Origin of the sequence: Paenibacillus hodogayensis, from assembly GCF_039536325.1 — a bacterium.
GTDB lineage: Bacteria > Bacillota > Bacilli > Paenibacillales > NBRC-103111 > Paenibacillus_AB > Paenibacillus_AB hodogayensis.
Map to the genome: position 1 here is coordinate 770,870 of NZ_BAAAYO010000010.1, position 22,143 is coordinate 793,012.

Here is a 22,143-nt window from a genome sequence, read left to right on the forward strand (position 1 = left end):
TCCGACGCTTCCGGAGAAGGCCGTTTCCTTAGTAACTATACCAAGAGCGGCTGCGGAAATATTGCCTTTTCTTTCGATGGGATTCGCTTTATTTTACGATTTTGCGGCTCCTGTTTCGGACTCTCGGTGCTCGCCTAATGCCACGCTAATCTTGGAAGCCATACCGAATCATACCGGCTGCTGTATACGGTTGGTACCTTCTCACAATTACCTCCGCGAAAAAGTGCCAGTTCCGAAGCGCGCGCCAGCTTTTGGCGCTTCGTAATGCTCCAAAGAACACTATCTCAGCAAAATGGCGGGTTTCCGGAGCGGATAAGGTTCTTTCGAACATTATCCGGGGCTGCCACCGCGAAAAAACGCCAGTTCCGACGCGCACGCTCCGGCTTTCGGCACCTCGTTGTGCTCGAAAGAACACTATCTCGCCAAAATGGCAGGCTTCCGGCGAGGATAAGGTTCTTTCGAGCATTATCCGGGGCTGTCACCGCGAAAAAACGCCAGTTCCGACGCGCATACGCCAGCTTTCGGCGCTTCGTAATGCTCCAAATAACACTATCTCGCCAAAATGCCAGGCATCCGGCGAGGATAAGGTTCTTTCGAACATTATCCGGGGCTGCCACCGCGAAAAAACGCCGATTCCCCGGCTTTCCGCGTTTCGTAGTGCTCCAAAGAACACTATCTCGCCAAAATGCCAGGCTTCCGGCGCCGATAAGGTTCTTTCGGACATTATCCGCGGCCGTCACCCCGAAAAAACGCCAGTCCCGCTACCCGCGCGCCGGCTTTCCGCGCTTCGTATCGCTCCAAAGAATGCCAGGCTTCCGGCGCCGATAAGGTTCTTTTCGAAAGGCCCTTCTTGTCCGGCGCCGCATCGTGCGTACACACACTTTGCCGGCAGCTAGCGGACCAGCTCGCTCAGGAACGAAAGCCGGTATATTTGTTTGGGCCGGCCTTTTGATTTGCCCTTCTCCTCGCCGATAATCTCAATCAGCCCGGAATCGAGCCAAGCCAGCAGGAAACGGTGCGTACTGCGTACGGTAACGTCAAGCACGTTGGCCAGTTCCTGCGCGGTGTAGTCGGTTTTGCCAAAGCGGGTCACGTGGGCCACAAGCTTGCTCAAGTACCCGGAGGTCAACCCGGCTTCCTCGGCCCGTTTCAGCAAATTGGCGTCGATCAGCGACAGATCATATTCGTGCGGATGGGTCATTTCCAGCGGACCGATTACGCTCTTGTCCTCGCGCACGATGAAGCAAATATCGCCGCCGCTCTCTTTGGAATTGCGCAGCGCCAGTCGGGCATGCGTCCCGGCCTCGTTGGCCGAGCGGCCGAAGCCGATGCCGATGCTGAGCGACAGCCCGTAATATTTTTCCACGACGCGGGCGAGCGGGATCGACTTGTAGCCGCCAGTTTCCCGTTCGAATATGCCGCGCGTCGTTATGAACAAATATTCATTCCCGCCAAGATGGGTCAGATGCCCGTCAAGCGATTCCACATAGCCGAGCAGCATGCGGTGGATGTCCAGCTTGAGCCGCTGCACCTCGTGTTCCGACGATTTCTTCTTGGCGAGCCGGTCGAACTCGTCCACGTGAATAAAGCCGACGACGATCTGCGATTCGTTGCTGCGCCTTGTCTCCGTCGACAGCAGCGAGCGCTCCAGCGACACGATAATATCCTGATCGGTGGGCAGCACCCATTCGTTCGGGATGCCCATGCCGGTCAGCGCAGCCGCGACGGAGCCGACGCTCGTCAAAGCCGCCTTCGCCTTGCCGCTGCGATATTGCTCGGCATGGAAATCGATTAAAGCCGATTGGGACACGAACTCCGAGCCGGGATAATGAACGGTGCCCCGGTACGTTTCGCCAAGCTCGCGGAACGCCTGCTCCAGCGACTGCTTGGACAGCGTGTCGACAGACATCTCGGCCAACCCGCTATGCAGCCCTATCCGAAACAGAGACCGGTACAAACCCGTGCCTGACAACCGGACATAATGGACGGGTATTTTAAAGTTCAGCTTCTGCACGGCCAGCCGGTACGGCACCGGACCGGAGAACAGCAGCACCTCGACATGATCCATCAGATCGCGGGCCAGTTCCGGCGCTTCTTCTTCGCGCGTATAGACGCGGGAGATCGGATCGAACGACGGAAACCCCTTTAAGCAAGTGTTCATCTTCTCGACCAGTTGCTCGGGACCGATGATCCCGATGGCAATGCCTTTGGCGATCGGAGCGTTGTTCGTTTCGGCCATGGTTCAGCCTCCAGACATGACATATAATGACGTACTCGGCCGGTAGAGCCGCGTGTTGCGGCAAGCCGACACGCACGACGAAAGACGCGGGATTTCAGCGGTTTATGGCTAACCGCCGAGACGGCTGATCGCGATAGCCGCCAGCAGCGAAGCGCCGAGCGGCAAGCATTGCTCGTCAATGCGGAACTTCGGATGATGGAGCCCGTACGCGTGCTCCGCACCTTCCTGCGGCCCCGAACCGAGCCAGAAGAAGCAGCCCGGCACCTGCTGCAAATAAAGCGAGAAATCTTCGCCGGCGAGCGTCGGCGCGGCTTCGATGCGGTTGTCCGCGCCGATGACCGCCTCGACGGTGCGCTCCACGTGGGCGACGCAATCGTCCGCGCTGACCAGCACCGGCGTCATTTCGGTATATTCGACGACGGCTTCGCACCGGTAAGCTTCCGCGATCTTGCCCGCAAGCCGGGTTACCCGTTCTTTCATCGATGCCTGCACGACCGGAGAGAACGTGCGGATCGTGCCGACAAGCGAAGCCCGGTGCGGAATGACGTTATACGTATCCCCCGCCTGCAAGCTGCCGACCGTGACGACGACCGGGTCGAACGGGGAAATTTCCCGGCTAACCGCCGTTTGCAGCCCCATGACGATTGCAGAAGCGGCGACGACCGGGTCGATGCTGGCATCGGGAATGGCTCCGTGGCCTCCCTTGCCGGTGAGCGCGATATCGATCCGGTCCACCGATCCCATCAGCGAGCCGTAACGGGTGGCCACTTTCCCCGCCGGCAGCGTAGGAAGGTTATGCAATCCATATATTTCGGCGACGCCCTCCAAAACTCCTTGTTCGATCATCAGTCTGGCGCCGCGATTTATTTCCTCCGCCGACTGGAACAGGAAGCGCACCGAGCCTGCCAGACGATGCTTTTCTTCGCTTAGCAGGCGGGCCGCACCCAGCAAGATGGCCGTGTGCGCGTCATGGCCGCAAGCGTGCATCACGCCCGGGCGCCGGGACGAGAACGACTCGCCGCTTTCCTCCTCGATCGGAAGCGCATCCATATCGGCGCGCAGCGCGATCGTCGGTCCCGGCTTCGCGCCGGTAAGCTCGGCGACGACGCCATGTCCGCCGACTCCAGTCTTCACTTCATATCCGTAGGCGCGCAAACGGTCCGCCACCTTGGCGGCCGTCTCCGCCTCCTGCATGCTCAGCTCGGGATTCAGATGCAGGTCGCGCCGAAATTCGACGAGCTCAGGCTCCAGCCGTTTACCCGCGTCCACTAGCGATTGAAACATAATGGCTTGGGTCATGCGTTGATTCATCCTCTCCTGCTATAAAGTAGCTTGCCGGGAAAAATAAAAACAGCTTGATAAGCACAAAGGAACCGTCTCCGCTTCAGACGCCCCTCCGGATGATGCTTCGGAAAGCCCGTAACGGAATACCGTTCCTTCATTGATGCTGCCAACGATGGCTCGCGGGCGGCGGTAAAGCGTCAGCCTTCCGGATCGGCCGCGTGCTCGGCAGCCCCGCCTGCCTTATCGGCATCGGCCGGAGCCGGGCCTGTTGCGCCGTCGCTTTGTTTTCCGGACGACTGCTTCGGCGCGCCTTTGCGGTACAACGAATCCATAATTTTTTTACCGGTAGGCGTCTGGGCCAGCCCGCCCTTTGCCGTCTCGCGATGCTTCTCCGGCATGCTCATGCCGACCTCCAGCATCACCTGGATCACCTCGTCCGACGGAATGACGCTGCGCACGCCGGCCAACGCCATATCTGCGGCGGCCAATGCATTGACCGCCCCGAAGCCGTTGCGCACGATGCACGGAATTTCCACCAGTCCGCCGACCGGATCGCAGATCAGGCCGAGCGTATTTTTCAGCGCGAGGCCGACCGCGTGAGCCGCCTGCGACGGCGTCCCGCCGCGCAGCTCGGCCATGGCGCCGGCCGCCATGCCGATGGCAGAACCGACTTCGGCCTGGCAGCCGCCTTCGGCGCCGGAGACGAACGAATTGTTGGCGATGACGTAACCGATGGCGCCGGCGGCGAACAAAGCGTACGTCATCGTATCGTCGTCCCAGCCGAAACGGTTCTGACTGCTCACAAACACGCCCGGTATAATGCCGCACGAGCCGGCCGTAGGCGTGGCAATGATGCGCCCCATCGAGGCGTTCACTTCCGAGACGGCCAGCGCGTTTGCCATCGCTTCGGCGGCAACCTGTCCGACCGATGCCTCATGCTCGCCGATATACGTCATGACGCGCTGGGCGTCCCGACCGGTCAGTCCGCTTCGGGACGTCGTATCCTCGGTCAGCCCTTTGCGGACCGCATCTTTCATAATCGCGTAATACTCCGACATTTTCCGGAAAACTTCCTGCTCGTCCTTGCCGGATTCCTTGGCCTGCTCCTCCAGCATCAGACGGCCGAGCGTTTTATTTTCCTGCTCGCACAGAGCGACCAGTTGCTGCAGCGTACGGAATCTCATGATGATTCGCCCCCTCCAGCCGCCGTCAGATCGACCAGCCGGACGTCGCGCACCGTGGCAAGCTGCGCGATTTCCCGAATCAGTTCGGCTGTAAGCGAGCTATCTGTATCGATGACGGTGAGCGCTTCTCCGCTGCGCCCTTTCCGGTCCACCGACATATGTCCGATATTGACGTTTTCCCGGCTCAACACCCGCGTAACGTCGGCGATCATGCCCGGCCGGTCGTCGTGGAACAGGATAAGCGTCGGGTACATCGCCGTAAATTTGACGTCGAATTCGTTCACGCCGAGCATTTCAATGTTGCCCCCGCCGATCGAGGAGCCGATGACCGTAATTTCCCTCTCGCCGCTTCGGGCGATAATTTTCGCCGTATTCGGGTGGGGAAACTGGCCTTTCGATTCTTTAAACACGATATCCATTCCGAGCTGTTCGGCAATCGCAAGCGAAGAGGGGATTCGAGCATCGTCGGTGTCGAAATCGAGCAATCCGCCTGCGATGGCCAGGTCGGTGCCGTGCCCGCGATACGTATCCGCGAATGAGCCGTAAAACAAAATGTCCGCCTTCTGCGGCAGTTCGCCGAGTATGTGCCGCGCCACCCGTCCGATTCGGACGGCGCCCGCCGTATGCGAGCTTGACGGTCCCACCATGGCCGGACCGATAATCGAAAAAACGTCCTTGAATCGCATGTTCGTTTAACCCCTCGTTTTCCCCGTCATGCAATATTTTATTCGAAACGGACAAAAACGGACAGCATTATTTCACTGTCCGCTTTTTGTTCGATCAATCGGCAAGCCATTCGCCCAGATGAGCGCGGACAAACTCGTCATCGTTGAGGTGCGGGTAATCGCGGTACATCCGGTCGATCTCTTCGGATTGCCCCGGCGACAGCACCTCATGCGGATTGAGGCACCATGTCCCTTTCATTAATCCTTGGCGGCGCAGCACCTCGTGAATACCGGGAATGCAGCCGGCGAAATGATGCGCCGGATCGAAGAAAGCGGCGTTCGTCTCGGTAACCTCGATGTTGCGGGTCAGCCACTCGGCGGACAAAGTCGCGTCGTTGCGCACCTGCTTCACTTCCTCCAGCAGCTCGACCGCTTTCTTCGTCCAGACGCACCAGTGGCCCAGCAGGCCGCCGACGATTTTTTTCTCGACCGGCTTGCCGTCGATCCGGAAGCGGTAGGTCGTCAGCAGGTCGGTGACGATGTTGTCGTCGTTGCCCGTATACAGCGCGATTTCGGCGCTGCGGCTGGACGAGGCGACGGCGCGCACGACGTCGATCGTCTGGTACCGGTTGAACGGGGCCATCTTGATCGCCACGACGCCGTCGATGTCCGCCAATTGCCGCCAAAACTCGTAGCTGAAAATACGGCCGCCGACCGACGGCTGCAAATAAAAGCCGATAACCGGAATTTTCTCCGCCACCGCGCGAAGGCGGTCGAGATGCTGCTCCTCGGTCCATTCCTTCAGTCCGCCCATGCTGACGAGCGCGGCGTCATAGCCGATGCTCACGGCGATATCCGCCTCGTTCAGCGCCTGCTCGGTCGGCCCGCAGATGCCCGCGACCTTCAGGAACGGACGATCCAATCCGGCGCGATCCACTTCTTCCGCCGCAAGCCGGAGCACCGGCTCGTACAGGTTGTATTGCGGCTCGCGGATTTCAAACTGCGTGGAGTGCACGCCTACGGCGACGCCGCCGGCGCCCGCAGCGATATAATAACGGGTAAGCGCCCGCTGATGACGTTCGTCGAGCTTCCGCTCCTCGGTAAGCGCGAGCGGCTGGGCGGGGATAACGAGGCCGTCGTGGAGAGCCTTCGTTTGCTCGGGACTTAATGGTTTGCGGCTCATCGTTTAATATTTCCCCTCTCTTTCCTGAAAATGTGTCGGCTTGTTCCACGTTTTGCCGTCGGCGGCGACCCACTCGGCGATCCAGTCGATCATTTGCCCGACGCTGACGCGCGGATAGCCGAACGTCTTGTGCGCTTTCGCGCTATTGCTGAGCAACGCGGTATCCGATTCCTGACCGATAAGGTTCGCTTCCGTGCCGAGACGGGCCGCGAACTCGTTGGCCACCCAGCGGAGAGAAAGCGTTTCCGGACCGGACATATTGAAAACGGCCGGCGGGGTGCTGCATACGTTTAGGCAGCGGATCGCCCATTCGTTGGCGTCGCCTTGCCATACGACGTTGGCATGGCCCATGCTTACGTCGACCGGCAAGCCGGCTTTGACCGCCTTGGCGATTTCCAGCAGAACGCCGTAGCGAAGATCGATGGCATAGTTCAGACGGTAGATCGCCATCGGGATATCGTATTTGTGCGAGAAGCTTTCGAACACGCGCTCGCGGCCGAGGCAGGACATACCGTACTCGCCGTTCGCTCCAGGCGGCGTGCTTTCCGTCGCGCCGCCCGAGAATACCGGTGTGAGCGGATACACGTTGCCGGTCGAGAAGACGACGATGCGCGAATTTCTGTATTTTTCAGCGACGCGGCCGGGCAAGTACGAGTTCATCGCCCAGGTGAAATGCTCGTTGCCGGTCGTTCCGAACTTGTTGCCGGCCATATAAATGACGTTTTTCACGTCGGGAAGCTGCTGAAGCTGGTTGTCGTTAAGCAGGTCGACCGCAATCGTTTCAATGCCGTCGGCCTCCAGCCCGGCTTTCAGCTCCTTGTCCGAGAAACGCGACGCGCCGTATATTTTTTTGCTGACGCCCGCTTGCTTCAGCGCGTTTTGCGCCAGTCTGGCCAGACTTGGCCCCATTTTGCCGCCGATCCCGAGCAGCATAATATCCCCGTCTATCGCCGCAATATCTTTGACGAGCGCCTCGGAAGGCTCCGCCAGCTTTGCTTCTAATTCCGCTATCGTTTTCATAATAACTCCCTTCGCGTTTCGGAATGGATGAATTACTACCTTAAGCTTATGCGATTCGCAGATTAAAAGACAAGTCTATAAAATGTCCAAAAAGCTTCGCCCACGACAATACGTCCGACATGAGAAGACGAAGCAAGGCGCTGTGCGGAAAAGAAAAAAAATACGGATAAACCTTCACGCAAAAAAAAGCCGGTCTACACTCCGGAAGGAGGTATGCCGGCCATCGTATTTACGTGTTAGAAAGAAAGAAGAATGCTCATTTTCTCCCACAGGACGGGCCCAGACTCTCCGCTCGACCAGGGGATGAAATGCGGCAGCATGATGTCGTGCCAGTTGTTCGGAGTAATGGGCTCCGGCCACGTTCTTCGCGTCGATTGGCTTTCTCCTTTGGGCGCAGGCAGTTCGTGATAAGAGAAAATTATATTTTCGTGCGCGCCAATCATATAAGTCGAATTGAAGCTGCCCGGCGTCTCCTCCTGCTTGGCGTAATGATAGAAGACATAGCTGCCGTACATCTCCGGCTTCAGCCGCGCCAGCGAGCCGATCCGCTCGCGGACGGAATCCCCGCTGCGGAATTCCCGTCCCTCCGCCTCACCGTCGTGAAAAATATCGAGCATCGGCACCGCCAATCGACAGCCGCCCTTCTCCCCCGGCCACAGCTGCAGCATCTCCCGGCAAGCGTCGGGCCATTTCCATTCGAAGCCTTCGCCGCTCGTCTCAAGGTAAAGATATAAATCGCCATCTTTCTCGAACAAGCAGCCGTCGACCATCCCCTGCGCCCGAAGCTCCTGTCCCCAGAGGGGGGTGGATTCTTCCAATGCCCGGACGAAACCGTCTCGGGAACCTTCCATCAATTGAGCCCGATACATCCATCTTGTTATTATCATGGTTCGCTCCGGTAAAATCGCCGGCCGTTGCCTGCACGAATCTTACCTTCCTCCTCTTTGCTCAGCTCGTTGTTGAGCGAATGATAAGAAAGTCCGTTACATTCGAAAAAAGGATGTCCTTGCTGAAGGAAACGCGACTGTTTACGTACATGGCGTTTCGCCCCTTTGACCGCTCCGTCCGCTTAACGACGGGTCGGAGGAATAGCAATTCTCCCACGGCCCCTCGTAGCTTGGCGCATTCACATACCGCTCCATGCCGAGGCTCAGCCTGATGCCCGCTCCAGGCTTTAGACGAACGGCTAACCACTTGCCCCCGATCTCGACGGACGGCCCTTGCGGGCGGCTGTCAGGACCGATCCGCTGCGCTCCGGTAAACCGGTGCTCGCCGAACGTCCCCGCCTGAATGACGACCTCCCGTTCGTCGAATAGGCTGGTGTTGCAGAGCTGAAGCGTCGCGCTATCGTCCGCAAGCGCCTCTACAAGCGCCGAAACTCCAGGGGGAAGACCCGGCCGCCGCTCCTGTGCGTCAAAATATCGCACCCGCGCATGCTGCAAGCCGCCGTGCGAAATGTGCATCGGTCCGCCCAGCGTCAGCTGCACCAGAGCCTCGAAATAAAGCGGACACATCTCCTGCCAGATATGAATGTTGGAAAAGTCCCCGTCATGGAAGCCGCTGCTCCAATTGCGCGGATTGCCCTCATCGGAGCGCATCCGTTCCAGCTGTCGGCCGACAAGCTCCATATTGGCGGTCAAGACGGTTACCGGATAATCCGGGTTGCAGCCGCGAATATATTGAAACCAAGGCTCCGTATTGCCGATATAGTGCTTCGTCTCCCTTCCGGTACGGCTGTCCCTCCCGGATACGACCGGCACGATGACTTCATTCCATTCATGATCCTTCGGAATCCGCTCGATCCGCTGCAAATCTTCATCCGCCATAGACATCGTCCACAGATAAATCGGATACTTGATCAGCGGTTTCCGCCAATCGCTCCAGCCGCGATCCCCGTGCTTGTTCGGGACGAGCACTTGTCCGTTCTCTTCCCGGCGCAGCTCCCAGTTCGCGTCGAGCTGGGAGCGGGCGAGCGCCAGGCGTTTCATGTCCCCTGTAAGCAAAACGGCATTCATGCAAGCGTTCGTCAGCGGCTCGATGATCGTCATGAAGCCGTGCGGCCACCTCCAACCGTAGTACCCGCCCCACCATTTGCCGTCGTTATATTCGCCGATCTTGTCCGTCAGGCCGACATTGTCCGGAATAATCCCGCCGTTACGGAGGGTTCTCTCCTCCCATGCAGCGAGATAATCGACCACCCATTCGCGGAGAGTCTCTTCTTTCGTATGCATGTAAGCATGTGCGATCAAACCGCTGGCGTTCAAATTTAAAGGGACGTCCCCGCGGTTCATCCGCTCGTTCATTGTCGCGATCAGCTGCCGATACACTTCGTCGTCCGACCAAGGGCATTTGCCGCTTGCATAATCGACGCCCGGGATGTCTTCGTACGGAGCCGGATAGTGATCGAGAATGCCGCGATGCGTGCTCCAGTCCTCCTCCGACACCGTAAAGCGGGGTCCCTTGCTGCCGTTCAGAGGCGATCGGATCAGCAGCAGCGCCTTATCGTAGTTCTGGGCTTCCGGATCGTCGCCCGTATACATCCGGGCGAAGCGATCCGACCGCTGCCGGTCCTTCAATGTCGTCGGCCCGGCCAGCCCGAGAAAGTACAGAAATAAATAGCCCTCTCCGTGGTGCATCCAATCGTAGTAGGCGTCGAATTCCCGATGGATTTGCCCGTACTCCGTCCATTGCCACGTAATGGCTTCCCATATTTTTCGCGACACGTCGTGCAGTTCCCGGCTTCCGCCAAGCACGTAGAGCAGCGCCAGGTTCATGAATGCTTCATACGGGTCGTCCGATCCGTCCATCCCCGGCCATTCCTTCTGCCAGATCAAGGTGCCGTCCGGATGAGTATAGCGCTCGACAAACTCCTTCGCAGCCTGATTCAAGCTTGCGAACAGCCACTGCTCCCGCAACGCCCACTCCGGGGGCACCATGCGTTCTGTCGCTTCGATTTGCGGCAGTTCGTTCCCATGTTCTTTCACACTTATCCCCTCCTCTTGTTCGAACAACTTCTTACCGTGGAACAAGGCGTACATCCGATGCAGCTCCTCATGGCTTCAATCCCTTATGGATTGCCTTATGGATCATCTTCTCGGCTTCAAGCTCATCGCTCGTTGCGAAATCTCCCGCCGGCCGAGCGTCGCCTTGCCCAAGCGTTGACACATGAAGCCCGGTTCGGCCCATGGAGTGTACTCCACGTAGTGCCCTCTCCTAATGTAAATTGTAAAGATCTTCACTTGTAATGAAATAGCCAGAGTTCTTCATCTTATGGCATATCTTCTCTACATGCTTGAAAGCCGTCATGAATCCGTTGGAGGTAAACGTTACAGAAGCTGATGGACTGCTCGATCCCGCGGTGCACCAGGCACGGGATTCTGAACATAAGAAGAGCTCGGATCGAAGCCTTTTCGATGGAGTACATCCGAGTTATAGAAGTCAAAAAAGCCGCCGCAACCATTGGGTCGCAAGCGGCCTTTCTTTTTTCGGTTTTTAGTGTATAGTCGCTTCCTGCATTTTCTTCTCGCCCTTCTTGCGTTCCGTCAGCTTGATCCGGCCAATGAGCAGCGTCATGACCGCACCGAGCAGTACAAAAGCAAAGCCGAGCCAGAAGACGCTGTGCAGCGCCGTTACCATGGAGCTTTTCAGGATCGGCGATGCGAGATCGACGAATTCCTTCGGCAGCTTCGCCACCGCTTCCGGAGACAGCAGCATGGAGTACAGGCTTTGCGGATCGGTATGAATTTTCTCCGTCAAGCCGGCGATCATGCCCGACTGGTCCGGCACCTTCGTCAACACCGGCTCCAAATCCTGCGTCAGCAGCTTGGTCGACTGGTGGTTCATGATCGCGCCGAGAATGGTCATCCCGAACGTACCGCCGATCGAGCGGAAAAACTGGCTGGACGACGTGACGACGCCAAGCTCGGATTTCGGAAAGCTGTCCTGAAGCGCCAGCGTCAAAATCGGCATAACAAGTCCCATTCCGACCCCGAGCACGACCATAATGCCGGATGCGCCGAGCTTGGTCGTATTCATTCCGAGCTGGGTCAGGAAAATAAACCCTCCGGCCATAATGATCATACCGACCATGATTTGCACGCGTACGCCGATTTTGTAAACGATCTGCCCGCCGACGATGCTCGTAATGATCATCGATATCATCAGCGGCGTCATGACCGTGCCGGATGCCGATGCGCTCACTCCGACGATGCCTTGCATGAACAGCGGCACGAACATGATCGCGCCGAACATGCCGACCGCCATCAGGAAGCCGACGGCGTTGATGGACGTAAATACCCGGTTACTGAATAGACGGATCGGCAGGATCGGCTCGGCAGCTCGCGATTCGATCCGAATAAAGGCTGTGAGGGAGACGACTGCGAGCGCGAACAAACCGATAATTTGCCACGAGCCCCAAGCGTAATTCGTGCCGCCAAACGTGAGCGCCAGCAACAGGCTGACGACCCCGACGATCATCGTGGCCATGCCCGGGATATCGAAGACGACTTTGCCTTCGGCTTTATGCTTCGGCAGAGCCATGGCGATCAAAATCGTGGCGAGCACCCCGACCGGCAAGTTGATGTAAAACACCCAGCGCCAGTTCAGCGAATCGACCAGCCAACCGCCGACTTGCGGACCGATGACGGAAGACAAGCCGAACAGGCCGCCGAATACGCCCTGCCATTTGGCACGTTCCTTGCCTGTAAAAATATCCCCGATAATGATCATCGCCATCGGCATCATAATGCCGCCTCCGATACCTTGCAGGGCGCGGAAAATGATGAGCTCGGTCATGCCTTGGGCCATGCCGCACAAAGCGGATGCCGCGATAAAAATTACAAGTCCGGTAACGTAAACGACTTTGCGGCCGATCAAGTCGGCCAGTTTGCCGGCTATCGGGACAACGACGGTGGAAGTTAGCATATAAGCCGTAGTCAACCACGCCATCAGGCCGAGCCCGCCCAGCTCGCCGACGATGCGCGGCATCGCCGTGCCTACGATCGTCTGGTCGAGCGCCCCGAATAGCATCGCGATCATGAGGCCGAGAATAAGCAGCCCCCGGCGCTGCAGCGGTTGCTCTGCCGGTTTTATTTCTTGTTGGGTTGACAAAGGAAATCCTCCTTATATGCCTGGGACTGGATGGTAAGCCAAAAGTTTATGTTTATTTAACGAGTTTTTCTAAAATATTCAAAAAATATTCGGCTTCCTGAGGTTCAATCTTGTCAAACAAACGCTGAACCATCTGCCTGCGAATCCTTTCCATCTGTTCCAGCACCTGCTTGCCTTGATCAGTCAACTGAATCAGGACAACCCGGCGATCCTTCGTATCGTGGCTCCGCTCCACATAACCGTGATTGACGAGACGATCGATCATGACCGTAATCGCGCTCGGCTTCACTTCGGTTTGCTCGGCGAGTACGGTAGCTTTGCAAGGACCTTTTTCCTTGATCAGATGCAGTAAAAAAAATTGCGGAGGCGTCAATCCGAACGTTACCTGCGAGGAAAATTCTTGAAGCATTTTTCGTCTGAAACTTTCCATCGCAGTATGAAATCGTTCGACATAGGTTTCCGAATCGGCGCCCAATCGATACACCACCTGTCTTTTTTATTTTCACTATTTAATATTTAACTAGTTTAAATTATAAAATCCATTTCGGCTTTTGTCAATTGCCTGACGTTTGCCCAATCCAGGCAAAAATGGAATCCAGGACGCTGTCGTCCTCTTCACGAGGGAATACATGAGCCCGACTGTGGTAAATATCCAACCGGTAAGGCTTGTTCGCCGCCTCCAGCGCCCGGGCAAGCCGGTAAGCGTGCTCGACGCCGACATGCTCGTCCACCGATCCATGCACGATAAGCACCGGGGATTCAATGCGGTCCGCCCAGCAAGCGGGAGAGCGCGCCCAATATTGGTCTGGGTCTTTGCGGGGATGCCCCACGACCCGCTTCAGCATGCGGCGCAGATCGACGCGTTCTTCATACGTCAGCAGCAGATCGCTTACGCCGCCCCAGACGGTCACCGGCCCCACGCCCTCGCATTCCTTGGCTGCCAGCAATGCCATCATCGCTCCGCGCGAGAAGCCGATCAGCGGCACCGCACCCGGCTTTGTTTCGGGCATGGCGCGCAGCAGACGGATGCCGTTGTACAGATCGTGCCGGTCTTCCCCGGCAAAATCTTCGCGCCCCTCCCCGCCTTCATTGCCCCGGTAAAAAGGGGCGAACACGGCGTAGCCGCGTTTGGCCAGCGTAGCGATCCGCGCCACGCGAACCATACCAACGCCACGGATGCCGCCGCGGCAGTACACAAGTCCCGGCAGCGGAACGTCCGATTCGGGCGCGCACCAGTACCCTTTTACCTTCAACCCCTGGCTCCAATACGTCCACCGCTCCAGACGCATTCCCGGCGCCGGGTCCGGCAGCCGCTCCCGTTCCGCCAACGTGCCGTCCGTCCCCATAGTTCGCTTCTCCCCCTTCTATTTTGTTTATTTGGATGTAGCTTGCCCGGCTTGGCCAACAAAGCCTGTAACCAGTTGTGTCCATGCCTGCGTTTCGAACATCCGCAAGGATGCCTTTGACAAGCGGCGCCCGGTTTCAGTAGACTGGAAATAAATGACGCGAGAAAGGTTGACTTTAAGCCATGAATCCAGTATTCGACCGTGAATTCGACGCTCTGGTGGACAAATTCGCCGAGCTGCTGACCGGCCAATCCACCCCCGGAACCGTTGAAAAAGTAAAGAAATGGGCGATCTATAATCACATTCACAAGACGATGCCGGCCCTCGCCAGCCATTGGAACCAAAGCCATCCGGAAGCGAAGCAGGAAATCCGCAAGCTGTTCGAGGAGATCAAGAGTATGAACGAAGCGGTGCGCGCGGAGCGGGATCAGTCCGTCAAAAGCAATCCGGAATAAAAGAGGGAACCCGGCAAAGCCGCCATCCGGAGATGCGGCTATTCTTTCCTCTTTTTTTGACACTTAAGGCTTCTTTGGCAAAGAGCCGGCAAAGACCTTCCGAGGAAGGTCTATTTTTCGTTGCCGCAAATCTGCCGTATTTTTTGCACAAGCCGGCCTGTTCATATGATGCAGAGTTGTTGGTTTTTATAAGGCTCTCCACGTTTTGGAATGCGCCGCTTCGCCCATACTACATGTATTCCCATATCGACGCAAGGGGCGAACGCGATGTTCAAAAGCGATAAAGAAAGCCGGTCGAAAGCCGGCCTTTATGAAGATTCTATACTGGAAGGCGGCAGCGTTATCGTCGGCCTATTGTGGGCCGTGCTGTTCAGCCTCCCGATCTGGGGAGCCCTGATCGGCATTGCCCTGCTGCTTACTTCAAATTGAGAAACCGGCGGCTGACCCGCTCGAACGTCCGCGGGAACAAATGAAACAGCTTGGCGCCAAATCCGGCAATTCGCGGCAAATCGACTTCGGCTTGTTTCCGTTCCACCGCCCTTACGATGGCCAATGCGACCCGGTCCGGCTTCAGCATCAGCTTCTTGACATTCGCGACGTAACCGCCGCCTGGATCGGCCAGATCGAAGAAAGGCGTATCGACAGGCCCGGGATTGATTGCGGTAACCGTTATGCCGCTTCCGTGCAGCTCCTGACGCAAACTGTTCGTCAAACCGAGCACCGCATGCTTCGTGGCGGCGTAGCCGGTCGATTTGGCCGTACCGATCTTGCCCGCCAAGGAAGCGATATTGACGATATGACCTTGCCCCGCTTTGCGCATGGCCGGCAAAACAGCCTGCGTGCAGCGGACGATTCCCATGTAGTTGACGTCCATCATTTTGTCAAAATCGGCCAACGGCGTCTCTTCGAACGTCGTAAACTTCCCGAAGCCCGCGTTGTTGATCAGCACGTCAATCCGGCCGTGCCGCTCGCAAGCCTTCTTGAAGACAGCCTGCACCGAATCGTCCGAGCAGACGTCCAGCTCGTAAGCGAACGCCGCACCCTTCAGCCGCACGGCCAGCTCGTCAAGCTTCCGCTTGCTACGCGCCATCAGAAGTACGGTCCCGCCCCTTTCGGCGATCCGCTCCGCCGTTATCGCTCCAATGCCGCTCGACGCGCCCGTAATGGCGACAACGCGTCCGTTCCAATTATACATATACCGCGTCCACTTCCTTCCGACGGGAATGGCACAACGAAAAAAGAGGCTGCAGGGCCTCTTCCGCTTGAATCTCATTATATACAAACGCGCGAGTCAATTCCATCAAGTAATTAAAACTTTAATATCCAGCTGTCCGATCTGATCCATCATCAGCGGAATCGTCAAAGCCCGGGTCGGAGCGAAACCGGCGGCGGCAGCCGTCTGGATCAGCTTCGGCGGCGTAATATCGACGCGCACTCCTTGATTATATAAGATGGTCGTGGCATTGCCGCTGATCATGTTGCCAAGCTCCGAAATTGCGCTCTGGGACATCTCGTCCATCTCCGTTACGGAATATCCGCCCATCATGGCCGATACGAGCTTGAGCGCCACTTCCTCGTGAAGCCCGAAAACGATGTCGCCTTCCATCTGGCCCGTCATGCCGATCTGAATCCAAATATGGCTTTCCACGAATTTGACGTCTTTGATACCGAGTTGTCCGGTCGTCGGACGCACATTGATCAGTTGCTCCAGTACGATTCTCGCTGATTCCAAAAATGGATTGATGTACTCGGCCTTCATTACACAGAGTCCCCTTTTCGACAAACATGAACCTCCGCAACTTGCGGGGCCGACCCGCTGAACACTGCAAAGGACTTGATCCAATTATACCCGAGTTTCCTAAACCTGTATATAGGAAGCAGTCGTTTCGAACTGGTCAAACGGGAAAGTTTTGGCGTAAAATCCCGTTGTTTGTCGTTTTTTGACGAGTAAAAAAGTCCTATTTTTATCGTTTTACCCCAAAAAAATGGATGCTTTTGCCTAAAAACTTCCGTTTCGAATAGCGCATGGTAGCCGCGAATACAACGACGATCGCAAGCAGCGAATACAGCGTGCGGACCGCTCCGATGACGTGCAGGGCAGCGAGCAGCACCATCATATCGAACAGCAAAATGTAAAACGCGGCCGGAAGCCCGGTACGGTCAGCGGCCACTTGCCCGATCAGATCCGTTCCCCCGGAATTGGTCCGGTATGCGAGCATCATGCCGACTCCGGTCCCGATCAGCCAGCCCCCGAGCAGCGCATGCGCGGCGATCCCCAGCCGGAACCATTCCGCAGCCGGGGAAAACAGATCGATCAACAGCGAGGACACGAGCAGACCGTATACGCCACTCCGGAACAATGCCTTATCATAAAAAAACACGCCAACGAACACGGGCGCGCTAATGAGCAAAACCGTCAAGCCCGGCATGATCCCGAAGTGATAGTTAAGCAGCAGCCCGATGCCGATCAAGCCCCCGTCGATCAGCCGGTATGGAGACAGAAAAGCGTCTACCCCGAACGCCAAGGCGGAGCTGCCGAGCACAATGGCTATCCATTTCATGAACGCGTTGCACGCCCTTTCCTTATTCCTCGTCCCATTCATTGTATGGGATTAAGAATTCTTTAAGAACTCGCGAGGAACTTTCTTAAGAAATGAAGGCTATAATGAGGCTCATTGCATAACCGTGTCATGAAGCGGTTCGCTTCTTATTGTCGAGGTACAAGCCCGCTTCTGCCGCAGGCTTGCCGGCGGTATACGACTTGAAAATCCGAGCATTGGCGGGCATCATGCGATCCGTCCGGGCGGCGGCAGGCGCGAAGCCGCGTTTTCTATCGCCGGCCGGCTGTGGTATTCTTTTATCGCGAGAACAACGAATGGAGACGATTGCGTATGGCACAGGAGACGCTGCTCCTGGTGGACGACGAGCAGGAAATCTTGGACTTGCTGGAAATCTACTTGAAAAACGAAGGATACAACCTGCTGCGGGCCGCCAACGGCGTCGAAGCGCTTGACGTGCTGAGGCGCGTAGAGGTCGACCTGATCATTCTCGATATTATGATGCCGCGGATGGACGGCATTCAGGCTTGCATGCGCATCCGCGAAGAAAAAAACATGCCGATCATCATGCTTTCCGCCAAAAGCCAGGATATGGACAAGATCATGGGACTGAGCACGGGCGCCGACGATTACATGACGAAGCCGTTCAATCCGCTGGAGCTGGTCGCGCGGGTGAAATCCCAGCTTCGCCGCTACAAGCGGCTGAATGTAGCTGTCCCGCGGCTGGAGGAAGAGATCGAGATCGACGAGCTTATCATCAATACGGCGACCCACGAAGTTCATGTGGAGGGCCGCGAGGTGAGGCTGACGCCGCGCGAATTCGCCATACTCGAGCTGCTGGCGCGCAACCGCGGCATCGTGTTCAGCATCGAGAAAATATACGAGTCGGTCTGGAACGAAGCTTTCTACGAATCGGACAATACGGTTATGGTGCATATTCGCAAAATACGCGAGAAGCTAGAGACGACGCCTCGCCAGCCGAAGTACATCAAGACCGTATGGGGGGTCGGCTACAAAATTGAAAAGTAGGTCGCTCTTCAATCCGCTTCACTGGTTGTTTATGGCGCTCGGCTTTCTGCGCGACATCTACGTCTTCGTCCGGCGGCATATCGAATCGAGCATCCGGCTGCAGCTCATTTTGACGTTCGTCTTCTGCGTGCTGGTCGGTTTGGTCGTGCGCAGCTTGACGATGCCGCTGTTCGCCGACGCCAACAAATATCCGATCATCGATTACTCGAACGGAGTCCACGAGATCGATATGCAAGCCCGTTCGATCTTGAACGACATCAACAATGAGAACGACAATCCTTCCGTCATGTACCGCACCAATACCGCCGAGTCCGCGCCGGCTGGCGAGCAAGCAACGGAGAAGAAAATCGCCGATATTATCGCCCGCTACAATCAATGGAAGCCGGATTTGAAAATATTGCTGCTCAATCTGGACGGCCGGGTACTCTTCAAGTCGGCCAACGCCACCGAAAGCCAGGTGGACCTGCACAACATTATCCGCAATGCGATGGACGCCCGGATCAACGACAGACGATACCAGAACCAGGAGTATTCCAGCTTCTACCCGCTGAATCTGCAAAGCCAGAAAGCTTATCTTGTCGTATCCGGCCTGCCATCGCCGAATATCGTCTACCAATCGGGGGGCGGCAGCCCGATGCCGGCGCTGCTGGCGTTCGTGGCCTTTATCTTCGTCTTCTTCTGGATTACCAAGCGAAAAATGAAATATATCGAGGAATTGGCCAGCGGCCTGCTGGAAATATCCAAAGGCAAGATGCATTATCGCGTCCCGCTGAGAAGCCGTGATGAGCTGGGCACGCTGGCGGACAGCATCAACCGGATGACGGTGGAGCTGGAGCAGACGATGGAGGAGGAACGCCGCGCGGAGGCGACCAAAAACGAGCTGATCACCAACGTCTCCCACGACCTGCGCACGCCGCTCACGCTTATCATGGGATACCTGCGGCTGCTGAAGGATAGAAATTACGAGTCCGATGCACAGGCGGACTCGTACGTCAGCATCGCCTACGGCAAATCGGAGAAGCTCAAAACGCTGATCGACGACTTGTTCGAATACACCAAGCTGTCCAATAAAGGCGATATGCTGAGGCTGGACACGGTGTGCATCAACGAGCTGCTTGAGCAGCTGCTGGAAGAGATGGTCGGCTACGCCGAGGAGAACGATCTGTCGATCGTGCGGGCGTTCCCGCCGGAGAAGCTCAAGGTCAGCGTCGACGCCGATAAAATGATTCGCGTATTCGACAATCTGTTGACCAACGCCGTCAAATACAGCCACAAGCCGGGCACGATCCGGGTGCTGCTGTTCCGCGAAGGCGACTACGCGACCGTACGCATCAGCAACAACGGTACGCCGCTTTCGCCTCAAGATCTGGAACGTCTGTTCGATCGCTTCTACCGTATCGATCCGGCCCGCACGTCGGAAAGCGGCGGTTCCGGACTCGGACTCGCCATCGCCAAGAGCATCATCGACTACCATGGCGGCGAAATATGGGCCGAGTGCGAGGGCGACGAAATCCGTTTCTGGGTCCGGCTCAAGCTGGCCGACTGACGGGACCCGATGCGGATGGAGATAAGCCGCTGTCGGGAAGAGCGGAAGCCGTCGCTTTCGCTTCCCCGTTCCGGTCACGCTCTGTCCCGGGATCAAGCTGCGCCGGCACAACAAAAGAAGTCTCCCTAACCACCATAAAGTGGATGGGAGACTTCTTTTGTTATGCAATGTTAAAGGAGCCCGCAGTCAGAGCGCTCCCCCTTCACCGGCGCCGTCCGGCTTTTCCGGCCGGTCGGCCGGCAGCGTCGGAGGATATTCCGGTATCGCATCGAAGCAGTTCTTGAGCAGCCCGTCCTCGGCATCCTGCAACAGCCGTCTCAGCCAGCGCGTGGTGGTCAGTCCGTGCTCGTAGCCGCTGATCATCAGATGGAGCACGCCCCGCGGCACGATGCCGATATGTTCCTCGTATACTTGCTTCATCCGTTCGGTCCGCTCTTCGACCAAGACCAGCTTTTTCCTCAGCACCTCGATAATTTTATCCGTATCCCCATAATGAGAGAAAGGCAGCGCCATATGCATCGGGTGATGGAATGGCACATCCGCCTCCATCTGTTCGATCAGCAACCTCTGAAAGCAGTCTCTGCCTGCCGGGGTAATGCGGTATATCGTCTTCTCGGGACGGTTCGTGTCGCGTACGACCTCGACCGTTTCGATCATGCCTTCTTTCTTCAATTGATCGATTGCGTAATAGAGCGAGCCGTCTTTCATTTTAATAAAGCGGTGCATTTCCCGCTCTATCATTTTTTGTCGCAATTCGTAAGGATGGCTCTCGCCCTCCATCAATAACCCGAGTATTGCGAGTCTCATCGACACTTGGCATCACCTGCAAGCAAATTTCTGCGCACGTCGACGCATGACATCCCTTCAGAGGAAAAACCGCCAGTTTCCGACGGTGCCATGCCCGAACGCGCGCCAGGTTTACGTCATCCCTCTTTCCCGTCATGTGCGCCAGGAACGCGAAGGATGTCCTTATCCCTAGTTATACGTGCGAAGGTGATGTCGGTTCCGCTTTTGGGCCCGAGGCCGAAACTTCCATCTTGGCTCTGCCCATCAGCAGGATCAGAATGACCGCAACGGCCACGAATAAAGTGGACCATTGAAACACATAAGCGATCGAATCGGCCAGCGCGGCGATCAGCTTATCGAGTATCGGGCCCGGAATGTTTTTCTTCACCTCCGGCTGCAGCAGCACCTGGGCGTTCGGGATTTTGTCGGCAAAGGCCGGATCCGCAATCGCCTTCATCTTGGTGCGCAGGGCGTCATTCTGCAAGGAGCCGAAAACCGTCACGCCGATCGCCGAGCCGATCGTTCGGAAGAAGCCGACCAGCGAGTTGACGACGCCGCGGCGGTTCGCCTCCACCTTGTACAGCGCGGAGATCGAGGTCACCGGGAACGCGACACCGATGCCAAGGCCGATCAACACCATATACGAAGTAATGACCCAGCGCGGCGTCCCGATATCGATGGTGCCCAGCAACAACACCGCGATCAGAATGAGCGTGACCGAGCCGAGCATAATCGTGCGGAAGGACAGCTTGCCGATAAAACGGCCGCCTATCGCGCTCGAAGCGACGACGCCGAGCATCATCGGCGTCAAGACCGAGCCGGCGCTTGTAGCCGAGCCGCCGAATACGCCTTGAATGAATAGCGGAATATAAGAAGCGCCGGCGATCATGATCGCCCCGTATACGAAGCTGATTCCCATGCTGGAGGAAAACAGCCGATGTCGGAACAAGCCGAGCGGGATAATCGGGTCGGACACTTTCGTCTCGGTCAGCAAGAAGGCCAAGAAGAGGACGGCGAAGCTAACGAACAGCGAGACGATCTGCCAGGAGCCCCAGGCGTATTCCTTGCCTCCCAGCTCCAGCGCGAACATGGCAGACAGGACGGCTGCGGCAAGCGTGATGGTGCCGAGCCAGTCGATCCGCTGCTTGCGGTGCGCCAGCGATTCGTGGTAAGCGCGCAGCAGCAGAAAGAACGAGACGATGCCGAGCGGCAGATTGATGTAGAAGCACCAGCGCCAGTTCATATAATCGGTAAAATACGCCCCGGCCAGCGGCCCGAAGACGCTCGATATGCCGAATACCGCGCCGAACAGCCCTTGCATCTTGCCCCGTTTTTCCGGAGGAAAAATATCGAAGACGATCGTAAACGTAATCGGCATCAACGCCCCGCCGCCGATCCCCTGGATCACGCGGTACACGATCAGCTGCACCATCGAATCGGCGGTGCCGCACAGAGCGGAGCCGACCATGAACACGGTCAGACCGAGCAAATAAAATAGCTTCCTGCCGTACATATCCGAAAGCTTGCCGAATATCGGCATGGCGGTGACGCTCGCAATCAGGTAAGCGGAGTAGACCCAGACGAATTTGTCGAGACCGCCCAGCTCGCCCATTATCGTCGGCATCGCCGTCGAGACGATCGTCTGGTCGAGCGAGGCCAACAGCAGGCCGAGCATCAGGCCGACAACGGTCAGCTTGACATTGGATTTTTGCGCATTCATTTTGTCACATCCCTCATTT

General features: G+C 57.0%; 20 protein-coding genes. 4 read left to right on the forward strand and 16 right to left on the reverse strand.

The window, feature by feature from the left end; all coding sequences use genetic code 11:
- Positions 1 to 892: 892 nt before the first annotated feature.
- The 11 genes from ABD796_RS22385 to ABD796_RS22435 all read right to left on the reverse strand — a co-directional run bounded on the left by ABD796_RS22385 (position 893) and on the right by ABD796_RS22435 (position 14,030).
- Positions 893 to 2,239 carry a helix-turn-helix domain-containing protein gene (locus ABD796_RS22385; protein ID WP_344912026.1) on the reverse strand — a complete coding sequence of 449 codons (1,347 nt, stop codon included), beginning with the start codon at positions 2,237 to 2,239 and terminating at the stop codon, positions 893 to 895.
- A 108-nt stretch (positions 2,240 to 2,347) separates the two neighbouring features.
- Complete coding sequence (locus tag ABD796_RS22390; RefSeq protein ID WP_344912028.1) at positions 2,348 to 3,538, reverse strand: M20 metallopeptidase family protein; 1,191 nt, start codon at positions 3,536 to 3,538, stop codon at positions 2,348 to 2,350.
- 182 nt (positions 3,539 to 3,720) lie between these two features.
- Positions 3,721 to 4,707 carry an L-serine ammonia-lyase, iron-sulfur-dependent, subunit alpha gene (gene sdaAA / locus ABD796_RS22395; RefSeq protein ID WP_344912030.1) on the reverse strand — a complete coding sequence of 329 codons (987 nt, stop codon included), beginning with the start codon at positions 4,705 to 4,707 and terminating at the stop codon, positions 3,721 to 3,723.
- Positions 4,704 to 5,393, reverse strand: a complete 690-nt coding sequence (gene sdaAB / locus ABD796_RS22400; RefSeq protein ID WP_344912032.1) for an L-serine ammonia-lyase, iron-sulfur-dependent subunit beta — start codon at positions 5,391 to 5,393, stop codon at positions 4,704 to 4,706. Before sdaAB ends, sdaAA begins: the two co-directional genes overlap by 4 nt.
- Before the next feature lie 94 nt (positions 5,394 to 5,487).
- Positions 5,488 to 6,555, reverse strand: a complete 1,068-nt coding sequence (locus ABD796_RS22405) for a dihydrodipicolinate synthase family protein (RefSeq protein ID WP_344912034.1) — start codon at positions 6,553 to 6,555, stop codon at positions 5,488 to 5,490.
- A 3-nt stretch (positions 6,556 to 6,558) separates the two neighbouring features.
- Positions 6,559 to 7,575: an NAD-dependent epimerase/dehydratase family protein gene (locus tag ABD796_RS22410; RefSeq protein WP_344912037.1), complete on the reverse strand. Its 1,017-nt coding sequence runs from the start codon at positions 7,573 to 7,575 to the stop codon at positions 6,559 to 6,561.
- A 236-nt stretch (positions 7,576 to 7,811) separates the two neighbouring features.
- On the reverse strand, positions 7,812 to 8,462 hold the full coding sequence (locus tag ABD796_RS22415) for a hypothetical protein (protein WP_344912039.1): 651 nt from the start codon (positions 8,460 to 8,462) through the stop codon (positions 7,812 to 7,814).
- A gap of 141 nt (positions 8,463 to 8,603) precedes the next feature.
- The gene (locus ABD796_RS22420) at positions 8,604 to 10,559 is read right to left on the reverse strand and encodes a DUF8034 domain-containing protein (protein ID WP_344912041.1); all 1,956 of its coding nucleotides are present in this window, start codon (positions 10,557 to 10,559) and stop codon (positions 8,604 to 8,606) included.
- Positions 10,560 to 11,067: 508 nt separating this feature from the next.
- The gene (locus ABD796_RS22425; protein WP_344912924.1) at positions 11,068 to 12,612 is read right to left on the reverse strand and encodes an MDR family MFS transporter; all 1,545 of its coding nucleotides are present in this window, start codon (positions 12,610 to 12,612) and stop codon (positions 11,068 to 11,070) included.
- Between the two features lie 124 nt (positions 12,613 to 12,736).
- Positions 12,737 to 13,159: a MarR family winged helix-turn-helix transcriptional regulator gene (locus ABD796_RS22430; RefSeq protein ID WP_344912044.1), complete on the reverse strand. Its 423-nt coding sequence runs from the start codon at positions 13,157 to 13,159 to the stop codon at positions 12,737 to 12,739.
- A gap of 79 nt (positions 13,160 to 13,238) precedes the next feature.
- Positions 13,239 to 14,030 carry an alpha/beta hydrolase family protein gene (locus tag ABD796_RS22435; protein WP_344912046.1) on the reverse strand — a complete coding sequence of 264 codons (792 nt, stop codon included), beginning with the start codon at positions 14,028 to 14,030 and terminating at the stop codon, positions 13,239 to 13,241.
- A gap of 182 nt (positions 14,031 to 14,212) precedes the next feature.
- On the opposite strand from ABD796_RS22435, the gene ABD796_RS22440 reads away from it, so the two are divergent.
- Both ABD796_RS22440 and ABD796_RS22445 read left to right on the forward strand, forming a co-directional pair.
- Complete coding sequence (locus ABD796_RS22440; RefSeq protein WP_344912048.1) at positions 14,213 to 14,485, forward strand: YusU family protein; 273 nt, start codon at positions 14,213 to 14,215, stop codon at positions 14,483 to 14,485.
- 267 nt (positions 14,486 to 14,752) lie between these two features.
- On the forward strand, positions 14,753 to 14,914 hold the full coding sequence (locus ABD796_RS22445; protein ID WP_344912050.1) for a hypothetical protein: 162 nt from the start codon (positions 14,753 to 14,755) through the stop codon (positions 14,912 to 14,914).
- Here ABD796_RS22445 and ABD796_RS22450 read toward each other — a convergent pair.
- From ABD796_RS22450 to ABD796_RS22460, 3 genes are all read right to left on the reverse strand, one after another.
- Positions 14,901 to 15,680 (reverse strand): SDR family NAD(P)-dependent oxidoreductase, encoded by a 780-nt coding sequence (locus tag ABD796_RS22450; protein ID WP_344912052.1) that lies wholly within the window; start codon positions 15,678 to 15,680, stop codon positions 14,901 to 14,903. The genes ABD796_RS22445 and ABD796_RS22450 overlap by 14 nt on opposite strands.
- Positions 15,681 to 15,785: 105 nt before the next feature.
- Positions 15,786 to 16,244, reverse strand: coding sequence for a chemotaxis protein CheX (locus ABD796_RS22455; protein WP_344912054.1), 459 nt, complete (start codon positions 16,242 to 16,244; stop codon positions 15,786 to 15,788).
- A gap of 205 nt (positions 16,245 to 16,449) precedes the next feature.
- Complete coding sequence (locus tag ABD796_RS22460) at positions 16,450 to 17,046, reverse strand: YitT family protein (protein WP_344912056.1); 597 nt, start codon at positions 17,044 to 17,046, stop codon at positions 16,450 to 16,452.
- A gap of 330 nt (positions 17,047 to 17,376) precedes the next feature.
- Between ABD796_RS22460 and ABD796_RS22465 the strand changes: the two genes are divergently transcribed.
- Positions 17,377 to 18,072, forward strand: coding sequence for a response regulator transcription factor (locus ABD796_RS22465; RefSeq protein ID WP_344912058.1), 696 nt, complete (start codon positions 17,377 to 17,379; stop codon positions 18,070 to 18,072).
- Complete coding sequence (locus ABD796_RS22470; protein WP_344912060.1) at positions 18,062 to 19,618, forward strand: sensor histidine kinase; 1,557 nt, start codon at positions 18,062 to 18,064, stop codon at positions 19,616 to 19,618. Before ABD796_RS22465 ends, ABD796_RS22470 begins: the two co-directional genes overlap by 11 nt.
- A gap of 186 nt (positions 19,619 to 19,804) precedes the next feature.
- Here the strand turns inward: ABD796_RS22470 and ABD796_RS22475 are convergent, their stop codons facing one another.
- Both ABD796_RS22475 and ABD796_RS22480 read right to left on the reverse strand, forming a co-directional pair.
- Positions 19,805 to 20,425, reverse strand: coding sequence for a PadR family transcriptional regulator (locus ABD796_RS22475; RefSeq protein WP_344912062.1), 621 nt, complete (start codon positions 20,423 to 20,425; stop codon positions 19,805 to 19,807).
- Positions 20,426 to 20,597: 172 nt separating this feature from the next.
- A complete protein-coding gene (locus tag ABD796_RS22480; protein WP_344912064.1) occupies positions 20,598 to 22,124 on the reverse strand; it encodes an MDR family MFS transporter in 1,527 nt (508 codons plus the stop codon).
- Between the last annotated feature and the right edge of the window lie 19 nt (positions 22,125 to 22,143).